Raw genomic sequence first — 15,354 nt, 5'->3', positions numbered from 1 at the left:
CCCGGGGGGGGGGGGCGGGGGGGGGGGCGGGCGGGGGCGGGGGGGGGGCCCGCCCGGGGCCCGGGGGGGGGGGGGGGGGGCCCCCCCGGGGGGGGGGGGCCCCGCCCCCCCCCCCGGGGGCGACCCCGCTGCCGCTACTCCTGCTTCTTGCGCCGGCTGCCGAAGACGATCTCGTCCCAGCTGGGCACGGTGGCCCGGCGCCCGGGCCGGACGCCGTCCGCCTCGGCCTGCCGGTCGGTGGTGCCGACCAGCCGCTCGCGGTGCGGGGCGACGGCGCGCGGCATCAGGGTGTCGGCGTAGGCCGAGCCCGCGCCGACCGCGGGGGCGGCGGCCGCGGCCGCCTCCTCGTCCTCCTCCGCGACCTCGGCGGGCACCGGCTCGACCGGCGCGGGGGCGCCGACGGCGAGGTCGCCGCGGAAGGCGGGGACCACGTCGAGCAGGCTGGTCAGGGAGTCCCGGGACTCGGCGGTGGCCTCCCGCGACTCGCGGACCTCGCGGGCCGACATGATGCGGTCGGCCGAGGGGCGGTCGATCATCGGGCGGGGCGGCCGGTCCTGGGGGAGCCGGGCGATCCGCGGGATGAACGGGAAGACCGACTCCTCCTCGCGCTCGACGTTCTCGCCGATCAGCGCGCGGGCCTCGTCGTCGTTGGGCTGGACCAGGCGCCGGGGCGGGTCGTACGTCCAGGAGGCGCTGCGGCCCTCGCCGTCGGCCCGGTAGGAGAGGATGACCTCCCAGGTGCCGTCGTCGCGCCGCCAGGAGTCCCAGCGTTCGGTGTCCTTCTCGGCGCCGCGCAGCGCCAGCCGCTCGGCCACGGCCTCGCCGAGCTGCGGGCCGGGGGACTCGCCGTTGCGGCGGATGGCGGTCTTGCGGGCGCGCTCGGCCATGAAGGCGCGTTCGGCGAGCACCGGGCCCTCGAAGCGGCGGACGCGGTCGACGGAGATCCCGGCGGCCTGGGCGACCTCCTCGGCGGAGGCACCGGCTCGTATCCGCGCCTGGATGTCGCGGGGGCGCAGATGGCTCTCGACCTCGATCTCGATCTGGCCGAGGCGCGGCCGGTCGCCGCGGATGGCGGCGCGCAGCCGCTCGTCGATGGGAAGGGTGTACTCCGTGCTGTCGGCAGCCTTGAGCACCAGCCGTGTGCCGTCGTTGCTGACGGCCACAACCCGCAGTTCGGGCACGGTTACCTCCCGGGTGGTGCCTGCCGACGTCACCTGCGTCGCTGCTCCCGTACTGAGTGTGGCCTGCCCACTCGCGACTGGCCACAACCTTGCTGAGTTACCCGGCGTGTCGGGCTCACGCCCGTGCACGCCGCTGTGGCACGGTTGCCTTTTTGCCACGCCATCCGTCGACGTCGCGCCTGGGTGTCCCGGCCCTCCTCGCACGCGCAGTGAACGCGACGATCCGGGACGGGCGTCGCCGTGCGTGCCCGCTCCGTGGCTCCTCGTCAGGCTGCCGGTGTAGGCGCAGTCGACAAGTCGACCCAAGGCTCGGGCTTTACGAACAGTACTCCATTCGTGGCATCCAGAGGGGCGGCTCGCCGCTCAAGTCTCCCGCGATTCACGGGAATCTCAAGAGCGCGCTCCCCTCGTGGCGGACCGCCACCGGATGGACGGTGATCATCTTCACACAATCCGGGAGCGAAGAACCGCATTTTCGTCCCTTGTGTCCTTCTTTGGGCAAGATGGAGTGGCTTGTTCGAGGAACAGACGTACGGACCGAGGGATGTCGATGCCGGAACGGAGCCCCGTCGCGGAGGGCGGCAAGGCCAAGGAGGAGCGCAGGCGCATCGATCTGAGTGTGGCTCAGGTCGCGGCGAGTGCGCTGGCCACGGTGGTGGGTGCGCTGCTGGCCTCCGAACTGGGGGTGTACGGCACGATCATGGGCGCCGCCGTGGTGAGCATCGGGGCGACCACCGGCGGCGCGGTGTTCCAGCACATCTTCAAGCGGACCGGGGAGCAGCTGCGCGAGGCGGTGGACCGGGGGCCGAACCAGACCGTCAACACGCTGCGCCAGGTGCCGGCCGGGCCCGACCGGCCGCCGGTGATCACCTCGGAGTGGAACGAGCCGCAGGTGGTCCGGGCGCGTCGGCGGTGGGGCTGGAAGACGTACGCGGCGGTGTCCGGGCTGGTCTTCGTGCTGGCGATGGCGCCGATCGTGGCGTTCGAAGTGGCCACCGGGCAGCCGGTGTCGGCGACGGTCAAGGGCGAGTCCGGCAACGGCACGTCCTTCGGCGGCACGGTGACGCCCAGGTCCTCCCAGCCGCAGGACGCCCCCGCCGACCGGCCGTCCAAGGGCGGCGACGGCGGGCCGGGCCAGGGCGGCGCGCCGTCCGGCGGCGCCTCGGCCCCGGCGACCACCCGGCCGAGCCGGGAGCCGGGCGGTACGCCGTCCGGCGGGGCGGGCACGTCCGCGCCCTCCGGCGGCCCGAGCGCGCCCCCGTCGACCGGCGCCTCCCCGCCGGCGGACGGCGGGAAGCCCACCGGTGGGACGACCCCGCAGCCGCCGGTGCCGAGCGGAGCCCCGGCGAACGAGCCGGCCAAGGTCCCGGTGGCCCCGCCGCCGGCCGGCCAAGGAGTCACCGGGGCGCCCGTCGCGCCGTAGGGCGTGTCTGACAATTCGCGTCGGACACGCCCTAGTCGCCCAGCACCCGGCGCAGGTAGTCGTTGCCGAAGAGCCGCTGCGGGTCGACCTCGTCGCGCAGCGCGGTGAAGTCGCCGAAGTGCGGGTAGACGCCGGCCAGGTAGGCGGCGTCGCGGGTGTGCAGCTTGCCCCAGTGCGGGCGTCCCTGATGGGCGGTCATCAGCTGTTCCACGCCGGTGAAGTAGCCCTGGTCGGCGGTGCCCCGGTAGAGGTGGACGGCGATGTAGGCGCTGTCCCGGCCGGAGGCGGTGGACAGCCAGAGGTCGTCGGCGGGGGCGAAGCGCACCTCGACCGGGAAGCCCACCTTCCAGTCGGAGCGCTCGACCAGGGATTTGAGCTCGCGCAGCACCTCGCCGACGGCCGCGCGCGGCACCGCGTACTCCATCTCCACGAAGCGGACCCTGCGCGGGCTGGTGAACACCTTGTGCGCGGTGTCGGTGAAGCTGCGCTCGGACCAGGCGCGGCTGGCCAGCGAGGCGATCGAGGGGATCGAGCCGGGGAAGCGGCGGCCGACCCGGCAGGCTCCCTCCCAGACGGTGTTGGAGAGGAAGTCGTCCTCCAGCCACTCCCTGAACCGGGGCAGCGGGGCGGCCGGCCCCTGGCTGCGGTTGTTGCGCTTGGTGGAGCAGCGGTCGGTGTGCGGGAACCAGTAGAACTCGAAGTGCTCGTTGACGGCGGTGAGGTCGTCCAGGCGCTCCAGCACCTCGTCGAAGCCCATCGGCTGCTCGTGCGCGGTGAGCAGGAAGGCGGGCTCGACGCCGAAGGTGAGCGCGGTGATCACGCCGAGGGCGCCGAGGCCGAGCCGGGCGCCCTGGAAGAGCCGGGGGTTCTCGGTGGGGGAGCAGCGGTGGACGGTGCCGTCGGCGAGGACGATCTCCAGGGCGCGGATCTGGGCGGCGAGTGAGCCGGAGTCGCGGCCGGTGCCGTGGGTGCCGGTGCTGGTGGCGCCGGCCACGGTCTGGACCTCGATGTCGCCCATGTTGGTCAGCGCGAGGCCCTCGGCGGCGAGGACGCGGTTGAGCCGGTGCAGCGGGAGGCCGGACTCGACGGTGACGGTGCCGGCCTCGCGGTCGATCTCCCGGACGGCGGTGAGGGCGTGCGGGCGGATCTGGACGCCGTCGCCGGCGGAGGCGATCGAGGTGAAGGAGTGGCCGGAGCCGACGGCCTTGACGGTGCGGCCCTGTTCGGCGGCCCGCCGGATCTCCCTGGCCAGCTCCTCCACGGTGCCGGGGGCGGCGGCCCGGGCGGGCCGGGCGCTCTGGTTGCCGGCCCAGTTGGTCCACCGGGTGGGGCTCGCGGTACTGGCCTGGGGCATTGCGCTGCCTCCTGCTCCGTGGCCGAACGGGTCGGCGCGGTCCGGGGCGGCGCGCCGCCCTACCCGCCGGTAGGGCCGGGCGGGTAGGGCGAGAGACTAGTCAGTTCACCGGTCGGCGTCTACGGTCCGTCCGGCCCCTTCGAGAGCGGGTTCGGCGGTGGGGCCGGCGGCCAGCCCGGCGCGCAGCCGGCCGAGGCCGGCGAGGGCGGCGACCACGCCGAGCAGGCCGGCGGCCAGCGGCACCCAGTAGCCCGCGGCGGCGCCGGAGGCGTCGACCACCCAGCCGGCGGCCGAGGAGCCGACCGCGACGCCGAGGGCCAGGCCGGTGGTGGTCCAGGTCATGCCCTCGGTCAGCTGGGAGGCCGGGACGAGCCGCTCGACCAGGGCCATCGCGGTGATCAGGGTGGGCGAGATGGCGATGCCGGCGACCAGCAGCGCGGCGCCGACCGCGACCAGTCCGCCGGCGCCGTGCACCGCGTGGGCGACCAGCAGCAGCGGCACCATGCTGACCGCCATGAACAGGACGCCGCCCAGGAAGCGCACCGCCATCGAGCCGGTGAGCCTGAGGGTGCCGAAGACCACCCCGGCGAGGCAGGAGCCGAGCGCCCACAGGGCGAGGATCACGCTGGAGACGGACTTGTGGCCCTGGGCCTCGGCGTAGGCGACGGTGACCACCTCGACGGAGCCGAAGATCGTGCCGGTGGCGACGAAGGTGACGATCAGCACCTGGAGGCCGCGGTTGAGGATGACCGACCCGCCCTGCTGCCGGGCGGCCGGATGGACCGGCGGCTCGGTGGAGCGCTGGCCGGCGAAGAGCAGGACGCCGAGGGCGAGGAAGACCCCGGCGAGCAGCACGCCCGCCTCGGGGAAGACGGAGGTGGCGAGGCCGATGGAAAGGATCGGGCCGACGATGAAGCAGACCTCGTCCACCACGGCCTCGAAGGAGTAGGCCGTGTGCAGCTTGCCGGCGTCGTCGCGGTAGAGGTGGGCCCAGCGGGCGCGGACCATCGCGCCGGTGCTCGGCATCACGCCCATGCCGGCGGCGAACACGAACAGCGTCCAGTCCGGGGCCTCCAGCCGGGCGCAGAGCAGCAGGCCGGTGACGGCGGCGATGGTGATCGCCATGGCGGGGACGATGATCCTGCGCTGGCCGTGCCGGTCGACCAGCCGGGAGACCTGCGGGCCGAGGACCGCGGCGGAGACCGCGAGGCAGGCCGAGACCAGGCCGGCCACCCCGTAGGAGCCCCGGAGCTGGGAGAGCATGGTCACGATGCCGATCCCGGTCATGGAGATCGGCAGTCGGGAGACGAAGCCGGTGGTGGAGAAGGCCAGAGTGCCGGGAGAGGCGAATATCTGGCGGTAGCTGGACAGCACGGGAGCTCCGGGCGGGCGAGTAAGGAACAAGGCTGGTAAACACAGCTTACGTACGTTGGCAAACGGTATTTTCCGGGCGTCCGCGCGGCCCCGGCGACGGCGTCCGGCCCCACAGTGGCAGGATCGGTTCCATGTCCGACGCGCGCAAACCCTCCCCCTCCGGCGCCGCCCCGTACGACGCCCTGCTGCTGCTGTCCTTCGGCGGGCCCGAGGGCCCCGAGGACGTCGTCCCGTTCCTGGAGAACGTCACCCGCGGCCGCGGCATCCCCAGGGAACGGCTGAAGGAGGTGGGCAAGCACTACTTCATGTTCGGCGGGGTCAGTCCGATCAACGGCCAGAACCGCGAGCTGCTCGCCGCGCTGCGCAAGGACTTCGCCGAGCACGGCCTGGACCTGCCGGTCTACTGGGGCAACCGGAACTGGGCGCCCTACCTGGTCGACACCCTGCGGGAGCTGGCCGCCGACGGGCACCGCAGGATCGCCGTGCTCGCCACCAGCGCCTACGCCGGCTACTCGGGCTGCCGCCAGTACCGGGAGAACCTGGCCGACGCGCTGGCCGCGCTCGCCGAGGAGGGCGGGCCCGCCCTGCGGGTCGACAAGCTCCGGCACTTCTACAACCACCCGGGCTTCGTCGAGCCGATGACCGACGCCGTCCTGGCCGCGCTGGAGGAACTGCCCGAAACCGTCCGCCCCGGCGCCCGGCTGGCCTTCACCACCCACTCCATCCCGGAGTCGATGGCCGAGACCTCCGGCGCCCCGGACGACCCGGCCCGCGGCGAGCCCGGCGGCGCGTACGTCGCCCAGCACCTGGACGTGGCCCGGCTGATCGCCGCCGCGGTGGCCGAGCGCACCGGCGTGGCCGACCGGCCGTGGGAGCTGGTGTACCAGAGCCGCAGCGGGGCCCCGCACACCCCGTGGCTGGAGCCCGACATCTGCGACCACCTGGAGGCGCGGCACGCCGAGGGCGCGCCCGCCGTGGTGATGGTCCCGATCGGCTTCGTCTCCGACCACATGGAGGTGAAGTACGACCTCGACACCGAGGCCGTCGCCAAGGCCGCCGAACTCGGCCTGCCGGTGGCCCGTGCCGCCACCGTCGGCGCCGACCCGCGGTTCACCGCCGCCGTGCGCGAGCTCGTCCTGGAGCGGGCCGCCGTCGAGCGCGGCGAGCCGGTGACCCGCTGCGCCCTCGGCGCGCTGGGCCCCAGCCACGACGTGTGCCCGGTGGCCTGCTGCCCCAACCCGCGCGCCCCGCGCCCGGCCGTCGCCGAGCGCTGACCGCGCTTCCGCCCGTACCGTCCGCACCGCGCCCGCCCGCCGGCCCGTACCGTCCGCCCCGCCGCCCCGGAGGAGAACCCCGTGCCCACCCCCGCCCTGCCCGACGACGGACTCCTCGACGACCTGCTGGAGGTCGCCCTGGACGCGGCCCGGCAGGCCGGCGCCCTGCTGCGCGACGGCCGCCCGGCCGACCTCGGCGTGGCCGGCACCAAGAGCAGCCCGGTCGACGTGGTCACCGAGATGGACCTCGCCTCCGAGAAGCTCGTCCTGGAGCTGATCACCGAGCGCCGCCCCGAGGACGGCTACCTCGGCGAGGAGGGCGCCGAGCGGCCGGGCACCAGCGGGGTGCGCTGGGTGGTGGACCCGCTCGACGGAACGGTCAACTACCTGTACGGGCTGCCCTCCTGGGCGGTCAGCGTGGCCGCCGAGGTGGACGGCCGGGCGGTCGTCGGCGTGGTGTACGCGCCGGCCCGCGGCGAGCTGTTCCACGCCGTCCTGGGCCGTGGCGCCCGGCTGGACGGCCGCCCGGTCTCGGCCCGCCCGGCCCCGCCCTGGGGCCAGGCGCTGATCGCCACCGGCTTCAACTACGTCCAGCAGGTGCGGGCGCGGCAGGCCGAGGTGCTGCTGGCGCTGATGCCGCAGGTGCGGGACATCCGCCGGGGCGGGGCCGCCGCGGTGGACCTGTGCGACGTCGCCGCCGGGCGGCTGGACGGCTACTACGAGCGCGGCCTGGCCCCCTGGGACCGCGCGGCCGGCTGCCTGATCGCCACCGAGGCCGGGGCGCTGGTCGGCGGCCGCCCCGGGCACGGGCCGGACGGCGCGCTGACCGTGGCCGCCGCCCCGGGGGTGTACCAGCCGCTCCAGGAGCGGCTGGCCGCGCTGCGCGCCTGGGCGGACTGACCGGTCCCGCCGTCCTGCCCCCGCCGCCCCACCGCGGGACGGCGGCGGGACGGCGGGGGCAGGACGGCCCCGGGCATGCGAAGAGCCCTGACACACAGGGGATGCCAGGGCCTGGGTTTCGCACGGCCCCCTCAGGGCCGCAGGTGCCGGAGGTCCGGCGACGGGTCGGTGTGCCGGACGGGTCAGGCAGCGGTGCGGTGGCGCTCCAGCACCGTGTCCACGCCGTGCTCGGCGGCGAGCCGGCGGAGGTCGTCCAGCTCGGACTGCTCCACCTCGGCGAGGAACTCGTCCCCGGCCTCGATCGCGCGGTGCAGGTCCTGCTCGGCGTTGGCTATGCGCTGCAGGATTCCGGCCTTGAAGGCGTCCATACGGGCCCCCTTACTGTGTCGGACGTGCACGGTCGTGCGCTCTCCGCCCCGGGGAGGTACCAGCCGGTGGAAGCACCCACGCCGGAGGGTGGTGAACTCCGGACGGGTGCGGAGACGGCCTACGGCCGCTCCCGGTGATGTCCCAGCCCCAGGGCCGGCGCGGATGGAACGCACGGCGGGTGGGTGCGACCGGCCGTCAGCCAGATCGCGGGTGTGCAGCTGTCCTCCCCGCCCCCGGGGCGGGGAAACCTCCCGGCGGGAGAAAGTTGCCCGTGTCACAGTCCAAGCGGAGTGGTACGAGCGCGAACGGGGACCGCCGCGGACCCGGACAGCGTGCCCGAGGGGCAGCTTATCGCTGCTTTACCGGCGGACCAGGCAGGATGGAGGCACCGTCGGAGCCGTGCGTCCGCTTCCGGGGCCGGCCTGGAGAAGGGACAACGACCGTGCGGGTTCTCGTCGTCGAGGACGAGCAGCTGCTTGCCGAGGCCGTCGCGACCGGCCTGCGCCGCGAGGCGATGGCCGTCGACGTGGTGTACGACGGGGAGGCCGCGCTCCAGCGCATCGCGGTCAACGACTACGACGTCGTCGTCCTGGACCGGGACCTCCCCCTGGTGCACGGGGACGACGTCTGCCGCAAGGTGGTCGAGCAGGGCCTGGCCACCCGGGTGATCATGCTGACCGCCTCCGGCGACATCAGCGACCGGGTCGAGGGCCTGGAGATCGGCGCGGACGACTACCTCCCGAAGCCGTTCGCCTTCAGCGAACTCGTCGCCCGGGTAAGGGCGCTGGGCCGCCGCGCGACCATCCCGCTGCCCCCGGTGCTGGAGCGGGCCGGCATCTCGCTCGACCCCGGCCGGCGCGAGGTGATCCGCGAAGGACGCACCGTCCAGCTCGCCCCCAAGGAGTTCGCCGTCCTGGAGGTGCTGATGCGGGCCGGCGGCGCCGTCGTCTCCGCCGAGCAGCTCCTGGAGAAGGCCTGGGACGAGCACACCGACCCGTTCACCAACGTCGTGCGCGTCACCGTGATGACGCTGCGCCGCAAGCTCGGCGACCCGCCGGTGATCGTCACCGTGCCGGGCTCCGGCTACCGGATCTGACGACCGGAGCACACCCGCCCCCGAGACCCCCCGCCGGCGCCCGCCCCGGCCGGCGCCCCGAGAGGACACCCCCATGACCACCCCGCCGCCCCCGGCCGGCGGGCCCTCCGGCACGCCCGCCGGCGGCCCGCGTGCCGTCCCACCGAAGCCCCTGAGCCCGCCGCGCGTCCACCGCGTCGGGCACTACGTCCCCGGCGACGGCATGCTCGCCTGGCTCCCCTTCCGCCCCACCATCCGGATGCGCCTCACCCTGCTCTACGGCGGGATGTTCCTGATGGCCGGCGTCGTGCTGCTGCTCCTGATGTACGTGTTCTTCCAGGACGCCGTCTCCTACCTGGCACCGCGCAACCTGGGCTTCGACGGGAACCTCGTCCGGGTCACCGCCCCCGACGGCACCACGCGCACCATGAACAGCACGGAGTTCAACCAGTGGCAGGCCGCCGACTACCTGGCGCGCTCCAACTCCGCGCTCAACACCCTGCTGCGCAAGTCGCTGACCATGCTGGTCTGCCTCGCCGTGATCGCCTTCGCGGCCGGCTACGCGATGGCCGGCCGGGTACTGCGCCCGCTCGGCCGGATCACCCGCACCGCCCGGGACGTGGCCTCCTCCGACCTGCACCGCCGGATCGAGCTGGACGGCCCGGACGACGAGCTCAAGGAGCTGGCCGACACCTTCGACGGCATGCTCGACCGGCTGGACCGCTCCTTCGACTCCCAGCGCCGCTTCGTCGCCAACGCCTCGCACGAGCTGCGCACCCCGCTGGCGATCAACCGCACCCTGCTGGAGGTCCAGCTCTCCGACCCGGCGGCCTCGCCCGACCTCCAGCAGCTGGGGAAGACCCTGCTGGCCACCAACGAGCGCAGCGAGCAGCTGGTCGAGGGCCTGCTGCTGCTCGCCCGCAGCGAGAACGAGCTGACCGACCGGCGCCCGGTGGAGCTGTCCGAGGTGGCCACCCGGGCGCTGGAGCAGACCCGGGCCGAGGCCGACAAGCGCGAGGTCGAGCTGCGCTCGAAGCTCGATCCGGCCATGGCCGCCGGCAACGGCGTGCTGCTGGAGCGGCTCGCGCTCAACCTGCTGCAGAACGCCGTCCGCTACAACTCCCCGGGCGGCTGGGTCGAACTGGCCACCACCGCGGTGCCCGGCGGCGGCGAGCTGGTCGTCTCCAACACCGGCCCGGTGGTGCCCCGCTACGAACTGGAGCACATCTTCGAGCCGTTCCGCCGGATCAAGGGCGCCGACCGCACCCGCAGCGACAAGGGGGTCGGGCTCGGCCTGTCCATCGTCCGCTCCGTGGTGCGCGCCCACGGCGGCACCGTCGAGGCCACGCCGCGCGCCGGCGGCGGGCTCACCATGAGGGTCCGCATCCCCTCGCCGTAAGGGGCGAACGACCCTTCCGCAGGCGACTGCCAGCAGCCGCCCCCGCCACGCCCGTCAAGACGACATAAGGCCTGGCGGGGGCGGCTTGTCATTTCCGGCCCGGGCAACTTACGGTGTCGTAACCTACGCAACCGTAGGTGAGTCCGTCGGCGGCCCGCCGACGGGTCCGCACGACGTGTTCCCGTCCCTCGCGCCCGTCCCAGCGCGTGCCGTCCCCTCAGGAGCAAGACCGTGACCATCGCCCCTGTGCAGAGCAGCTCCCCGCTCGTCGCGAGCGGCTGGACCGACGCGCGGCTGATCCTCGCCCTCGAAGAGGTCGTCGAGAAGGAGCTCAACCGCCACCTGGGCATCGCGAAGGAGTGGATGCCCCACGAGTTCGTGCCGTGGAGCCAGGGCCGCGACTTCGACGGCGTGCTGGGCGGCGAGGCCTGGTCGCTCGACCAGTCCCGGGTGACCCCGGTGGGCCGGGTGTCGCTCGTGGTCAACCTGCTGACCGAGGACAACCTCCCCAGCTACCACCACGAGATCGCGACCATGTTCGGCCGCGAGGGCGCCTGGGGCACCTGGGTGCACCGCTGGACCGCCGAGGAGGGCCGGCACGGGATAGCGATCCGCGACTACCTGCTCGCCACCCGGGCCGTCGACCCGGTGGAGCTGGAGCGGGCCCGGATGAACCACATGTCGGAGGGCTTCGAGTCCGACAACGCGCACAGCATGCTGCACTCCGTCGCGTACGTGGCCTTCCAGGAGCTCGCCACCCGCATCGCGCACCGCAACACCGGCAAGTACGCCGGCGACCCGCTCTGCGAGCAGCTGCTGGCGAAGATCGCCAACGACGAGAACCTGCACATGGTCTTCTACCGGAACCTGCTGAAGGCCGCCCTGGAGATCGCCCCGGACCAGGCCATGCGGGCCGTCGCCGACGTCGTCACCGACTTCCGGATGCCCGGCCACGGTATCCCCGGCTTCGAGCGCGCCGCCGCCCAGATCGCCCTCGGAGGGGTGTACAACCTGCGGATCCACCACGACGACGTGCTCCAGCCGGTGCTGCGCCACCTGAAGGTGATGGAGATCGGCGGGCTGGGCCCCGAGGGCCTGCTGGCCCAGAACGAGCTGGGTGTCTTCCTGGACGGCCTGGACGGCCAGGCCCGGAAGTTCGAGGAGCGCCAGGCCGCGCTGCTGGCGCGTCGCGAGGCGCGGAAGAACGCCCGCTGAAGGGCCGGGCCGGGCGGTCGGAGTGGGTGGATTTCCCTGGGTTTGCCCGGGAAGATTCTGAACGTGACCAAGGTCACATCGTGTCGCTCCACGATTCCGGGCAACCCCGGAGAGTGATCACTCGGTCGGGGGTGTCGATCGCCGTCCGTGACCGGATTCCGGCCCGGAAACGATCCACGGAATCGGTCGGCATCCCTGGTGAACAAGGGATTTCGGCGATGCCGTCGGCTCTTCTGCTCACTGTGCGTGGTCGGTTTTCAGGGCCCCGATAGGGGCGGCGATGGCCCAGCGTGAGGCCTTCCGCAGCCCCGGCACTCACCCCGATGGAGCCCGGGCTGAGTGTCGATTGAGTAACAGGGCTTGAAGTAAGGCAAAATCTCCGCCTCGGGTCGGGCACAAGACCGACCCCCCATGCGTTACGTGCGCTGGAGATACCGCACACACCGCACAACCCGGAGGGGGAGAGCGAAAAATGGCAACCGACTACGACACCCCACGCAAGACCGACGACGAGCTCAACGAGGACTCCATCGAGGAACTCAAGGCTCGGCGCAACGACAAGGGCGGCAGCTCCGTCGACGTCGACGAGTTCGACGCCGCCGAGGGCATGGAGCTTCCCGGTGCCGACCTCTCGAACGAGGAGCTCGCCGTCCGCGTCCTGCCGAAGCAGGCCGACGAGTTCACCTGCATGAGCTGCTTCCTGGTGCACCACCGCAGCCAGCTGTACAGCGAGAAGAACGGCAACCCGATCTGCCGGGACTGCGGCGCCTGAGCACCGCGGCGGACAGGGCCCGGTGCCCGCGGCTGCGCCCGCGGGACCGGCACACCGCTCCTTCCGGCCCCGGGCAGCGGGGCCGGGCGGCTGGTCCGGGAACCGTCCGACCGGACGGACCCGGAAGGACGGAGTCGGCCGGTTCGTCGGCCAGGACGAAGTCGTAGGGACGGTCCCGCAGCAGCGGAACCGTCCCTCTCCGTTTGTCCGGCCGCTTCCGTGCGGCCGGTGACCCAGCCCGCGGGCCCCGGGCCCGCGGGCCCGGCCCCGCTCAGGCTCGGGCGCCGCGCCGGGCGTCCTCCAGGGCCTCCGCCAGCTTCATCGGCGAGCGGGTCGACAGGTAGAGGTACGGCGTCGGGTCGGCCGGGTCCGTCACCTCGACCCGCAGCGCCGTCGGGACGTAGCTGCGCAGCAGCATGAAGGCGCGCGGATCGGCCTTCCGGCCGCGCCAGGCCGCGGCCTCGGCGGGGCTCAGCGCCTGCGCGTCGCCGAGGGCGTCCACCGGGATCCTGGCCGGGCCGGCCACCAGGGAGCCCTGGACCACGCGGATGCGGGCCGAGCCGTAGCTGCTGATCGCGACCGCGCCGGCGGCGATGCCGACCACCAGCCCGATCAGCGCGGCCGGACCGCTGAGCCGGATCAGGATCAGCGCGGAGGTGAGGCCCAGCGCGATCGGGAGCAGCCACCAGGAGCGCGGCACCGTGAGGCGTTCGTCGTACATGCCTCCATTGTGGTCGCCCTGACGCCCGGCCCCGGACGCCACCCCCGCCGGAGGCCCCTCCACCCCTGGGTAGGCTGGGGCCCCGTGACCGGTACGACTGCCCCCAGCACCCCCACCGACCGGCCGGCGCCCGCCGTACCGCCGGCGCCGACCACCCCGCCGCCGGACGCCGTCCTGCCGGAGCGCCACCCCCAGGCGCCCGCTCCCGGCACCCGGCTCGGCTCCCACTACGAGCACTGCTTCGGCTGCGGCCCGCAGCACCCCGGCGGCCTGCGGATCGACGCGGTCGCGGGGGAGGGACTCGACGTCACCGCCGAGTTCGTCGTCCGCGACGCCCACCAGGGCGGCCCCGGCCTGGCCCACGGCGGGCTGCTGACCACGGCCATGGACGAGACCCTCGGCACGCTCAACTGGCTGCTGCACGCCCCCGCCGTGACCGGCCGGCTGGAGACCGACTTCCTCTGCCCCGTCCCCGTCGACTCCGTGCTGCACCTGAGCGCCCGGATCACCGGCGTGCACGGCCGCAAGATCTACAGCGCCGCCGAGGCGCGGATCGGCGGACCGGACGGCCCGGTCGCGGTCCGCGCGCAGGCACTCTTCATCCCGGTGAAGCTGGAACACTTCACCACGCACGGTCGGCCCGAGGACATCGAGAAGGTCCTCGACGACCCGGACCTGATGAAGCGCGCACGAGCCTTTGAGGTGAACCCTTGAGCGACACCCCCCGCCCGCAGCTGGACGTCCTGATCAAGCGCATCGACCCCGAGCTGCCGCTGCCCGCCTACGCGCAGCCCGGGGACGCCGGCGCCGATCTGCGCACCACGGTGGACGCCGAGCTGGCCCCCGGCGAGCGGGCCGTCCTGCCCACCGGCGTCGCCATCGCCCTGCCGGACGGCTACGCGGCCTTCGTCCACCCCCGGTCCGGCTTGGCAGCTCGTTGCGGCGTTGCCCTCGTGAACGCCCCGGGGACGGTCGATGCCGGGTACCGTGGAGAGATCAAGGTGATCGTCGTCAATCTGGACCCGCGCGAGGGGGTCAGCTTCCGCCGAGGGGACCGGATCGCCCAGCTGGTGATCCAGCAGGTCGAGAAGGCCCGCTTCCACGAGGTGGAGGAGCTGCCTGGGTCGGCACGCGCCGAGGGTGGGTTCGGGTCGACCGGCGGCCACGCCGCGGTCTAGCATGCCCGCGGCCTCGCAGGAAGCCGAGCAGGTATACGCATCGGTCTTGGACCGGGAAGGACAGTGACCGTGTTCCGTCGTCGCCAGAAGAGCGAGGACGCTGTCGAGCAGCTCGCCGACGACGCCATCAGCGCCGACGAGACGGCCGATGACGTCGGAGGTTCCGCCGAGAGCGAGAACGTGACCGAGCTGGACCCGGCCGACAAGGTCGGCCTGCCGCCGGCCCCGCGGCCCGACGGCCCGTGGGACCACTCGGAACTGGAGAACCCCGAGGAGGGACGAGTCGACCTCGGGGGTCTGCTGGTCCCCGGTGTCGAGGGGATGGAGCTGCGCGTCGAGGTCGCCGGTGACGCGATCGTGGCGGCCACCCTCGTGCTCGGCAACAGCGCCATCCAGCTCCAGGCCTTCGCGGCCCCGAAGTCGGAGGGCATCTGGGGGGAGGTCCGGGAGGAGATCGCCAACGGCATCACCTCGCAGGGCGGCCTCATCGAGGAGGAGGAGGGCCCGCTGGGCTGGCACCTCCGGGCCCAGGTCCCCGTGCAGCTGCCGGACGGCACCCAGGGCGTGCAGCTGGTCCGGTTCGTCGGCTGCGACGGCCCGCGCTGGTTCCTGCGCGGCGTGATCTCCGGTCAGGCCGCGGTGCAGCCGGAGATGGCCGGGATCCTGGAGCAGGTGTTCCGTCAGACGGTGGTCGTGCGCGGCGAGTCCCCGATGGCCCCCCGCGACCCGATCGTCCTGAAGCTTCCCGAGGACGCCCAGATGGTCGCCGACGGTGGCGGGGCCGCTGCCGTCGCCGGCGAGGGCGAGAACCGCTTCGGCGGCACCGCGCTCGACCCGTTCGCGCGCGGCCCGGAGATCACCGAGGTCCGCTGACCCCGGCTCCGGCCGCCTCCGGTCGGAACCCGATCGCCCCTGTCCGGGAACCCGGGCAGGGGCGATTTGCACGTGGCGGGTCGGTCCCCGTACAGTTCCGGAGTCGCCGCGGGAGACCGGGGCGGTAGAGCGGAAAGCGAATCCGATGAAGGAAACTCCGGAAAACGGAGCGGAAAACATCTGATAAGCTGGAGACACGAAAGAACGAAGCCCGGAGGGCCTGCCGGAAGGCGGCGCGAAGGAAGC

At 73.6% G+C, this 15,354-nt stretch carries 15 protein-coding genes; 10 read left to right on the top strand and 5 right to left on the bottom strand.

The features are described from left to right. Positions 1-134 precede the first annotated feature (134 nt). Positions 135-1,214: a septation protein SepH gene (sepH, locus tag ACH5AR_RS31590; protein WP_396304959.1), complete on the bottom strand. Its 1,080-nt coding sequence runs from the start codon at positions 1,212-1,214 to the stop codon at positions 135-137. 517 nt (positions 1,215-1,731) lie between these two features. Here sepH and ACH5AR_RS31585 point away from each other — a divergent pair. Next, entirely contained in the window at positions 1,732-2,604 is an 873-nt protein-coding gene (locus tag ACH5AR_RS31585; RefSeq protein ID WP_396304958.1) for a hypothetical protein, read from the top strand. A gap of 31 nt (positions 2,605-2,635) precedes the next feature. Here ACH5AR_RS31585 and ACH5AR_RS31580 read toward each other — a convergent pair whose 3' ends face one another. Together ACH5AR_RS31580 and ACH5AR_RS31575 are read right to left on the bottom strand one after the other, a co-directional pair. Then, complete coding sequence (locus ACH5AR_RS31580; protein ID WP_396304957.1) at positions 2,636-3,958, bottom strand: D-arabinono-1,4-lactone oxidase; 1,323 nt, start codon at positions 3,956-3,958, stop codon at positions 2,636-2,638. A 105-nt stretch (positions 3,959-4,063) separates the two neighbouring features. After that, positions 4,064-5,332, bottom strand: coding sequence for an MFS transporter (locus ACH5AR_RS31575; protein ID WP_396304956.1), 1,269 nt, complete (start codon positions 5,330-5,332; stop codon positions 4,064-4,066). 131 nt (positions 5,333-5,463) lie between these two features. Here ACH5AR_RS31575 and ACH5AR_RS31570 point away from each other — a divergent pair, with 131 nt between their 5' ends. Continuing rightward, the gene (locus ACH5AR_RS31570; RefSeq protein ID WP_396304955.1) at positions 5,464-6,606 is read left to right on the top strand and encodes a ferrochelatase; all 1,143 of its coding nucleotides are present in this window, start codon (positions 5,464-5,466) and stop codon (positions 6,604-6,606) included. An 81-nt stretch (positions 6,607-6,687) separates the two neighbouring features. Further along, a complete protein-coding gene (locus ACH5AR_RS31565; RefSeq protein WP_396304954.1) occupies positions 6,688-7,506 on the top strand; it encodes an inositol monophosphatase family protein in 819 nt (272 codons plus the stop codon). 182 nt (positions 7,507-7,688) lie between these two features. Here the strand turns inward: ACH5AR_RS31565 and ACH5AR_RS31560 are convergent, their stop codons facing one another. Continuing rightward, positions 7,689-7,874, bottom strand: coding sequence for a hypothetical protein (locus ACH5AR_RS31560; protein ID WP_030057688.1), 186 nt, complete (start codon positions 7,872-7,874; stop codon positions 7,689-7,691). 443 nt (positions 7,875-8,317) lie between these two features. Here ACH5AR_RS31560 and ACH5AR_RS31555 point away from each other — a divergent pair, with 443 nt between their 5' ends. From ACH5AR_RS31555 to ACH5AR_RS31540, 4 genes are all read left to right on the top strand, one after another. Beyond that, the gene (locus ACH5AR_RS31555) at positions 8,318-8,971 is read left to right on the top strand and encodes a response regulator transcription factor (RefSeq protein WP_030285473.1); all 654 of its coding nucleotides are present in this window, start codon (positions 8,318-8,320) and stop codon (positions 8,969-8,971) included. A 73-nt stretch (positions 8,972-9,044) separates the two neighbouring features. Then, complete coding sequence (locus ACH5AR_RS31550) at positions 9,045-10,349, top strand: sensor histidine kinase (protein ID WP_396304953.1); 1,305 nt, start codon at positions 9,045-9,047, stop codon at positions 10,347-10,349. 231 nt (positions 10,350-10,580) lie between these two features. Next, positions 10,581-11,564 (top strand): acyl-ACP desaturase, encoded by a 984-nt coding sequence (locus tag ACH5AR_RS31545; protein WP_396304952.1) that lies wholly within the window; start codon positions 10,581-10,583, stop codon positions 11,562-11,564. Between the two features lie 472 nt (positions 11,565-12,036). Next, on the top strand, positions 12,037-12,336 hold the full coding sequence (locus ACH5AR_RS31540; RefSeq protein ID WP_030285479.1) for a DUF4193 domain-containing protein: 300 nt from the start codon (positions 12,037-12,039) through the stop codon (positions 12,334-12,336). Positions 12,337-12,607: 271 nt separating this feature from the next. Here ACH5AR_RS31540 and ACH5AR_RS31535 read toward each other — a convergent pair whose 3' ends face one another. Next, a complete protein-coding gene (locus ACH5AR_RS31535; RefSeq protein WP_396304951.1) occupies positions 12,608-13,057 on the bottom strand; it encodes a DUF3093 domain-containing protein in 450 nt (149 codons plus the stop codon). 174 nt (positions 13,058-13,231) lie between these two features. Between ACH5AR_RS31535 and ACH5AR_RS31530 the strand changes: the two genes are divergently transcribed. The 3 genes from ACH5AR_RS31530 (at position 13,232) to ACH5AR_RS31520 (ending at position 15,108) form a co-directional block, all read left to right on the top strand. Further along, positions 13,232-13,771, top strand: coding sequence for a PaaI family thioesterase (locus ACH5AR_RS31530; RefSeq protein WP_396305000.1), 540 nt, complete (start codon positions 13,232-13,234; stop codon positions 13,769-13,771). Then, positions 13,768-14,235 (top strand): dUTP diphosphatase, encoded by a 468-nt coding sequence (dut, locus tag ACH5AR_RS31525; RefSeq protein ID WP_396304950.1) that lies wholly within the window; start codon positions 13,768-13,770, stop codon positions 14,233-14,235. The genes ACH5AR_RS31530 and dut overlap by 4 nt, the downstream gene beginning before the upstream one ends. A 69-nt stretch (positions 14,236-14,304) precedes the next feature. Then, complete coding sequence (locus ACH5AR_RS31520) at positions 14,305-15,108, top strand: DUF3710 domain-containing protein (RefSeq protein WP_396304949.1); 804 nt, start codon at positions 14,305-14,307, stop codon at positions 15,106-15,108. The last annotated feature ends 246 nt before the right edge of the window (positions 15,109-15,354 follow it).

Origin of the sequence: Kitasatospora sp. NPDC018619 (assembly GCF_044391605.1) — a bacterium.
GTDB lineage: Bacteria > Actinomycetota > Actinomycetes > Streptomycetales > Streptomycetaceae > Kitasatospora.
Note: the sequence above shows the minus strand (reverse complement) of the source record. Positions and strands in the feature narration are given on the sequence as shown.

Bases quoted from the DNA above. Each gene is read 5' to 3' on its own strand.
- ACH5AR_RS31585 (WP_396304958.1), top strand. From the start codon at position 1,732: ATGCCGGAACGGAGCCCCGTCGCGGAGGGCGGCAAGGCCAAGGAGGAG.
- ACH5AR_RS31580 (WP_396304957.1), bottom strand. From the start codon at position 3,958: ATGCCCCAGGCCAGTACCGCGAGCCCCACCCGGTGGACCAACTGGGCC.
- ACH5AR_RS31570 (WP_396304955.1), top strand. From the start codon at position 5,464: ATGTCCGACGCGCGCAAACCCTCCCCCTCCGGCGCCGCCCCGTACGAC.
- ACH5AR_RS31560 (WP_030057688.1), bottom strand. From the start codon at position 7,874: ATGGACGCCTTCAAGGCCGGAATCCTGCAGCGCATAGCCAACGCCGAG.
- ACH5AR_RS31550 (WP_396304953.1), top strand. From the start codon at position 9,045: ATGACCACCCCGCCGCCCCCGGCCGGCGGGCCCTCCGGCACGCCCGCC.
- ACH5AR_RS31540 (WP_030285479.1), top strand. From the start codon at position 12,037: ATGGCAACCGACTACGACACCCCACGCAAGACCGACGACGAGCTCAAC.
- ACH5AR_RS31535 (WP_396304951.1), bottom strand. From the start codon at position 13,057: ATGTACGACGAACGCCTCACGGTGCCGCGCTCCTGGTGGCTGCTCCCG.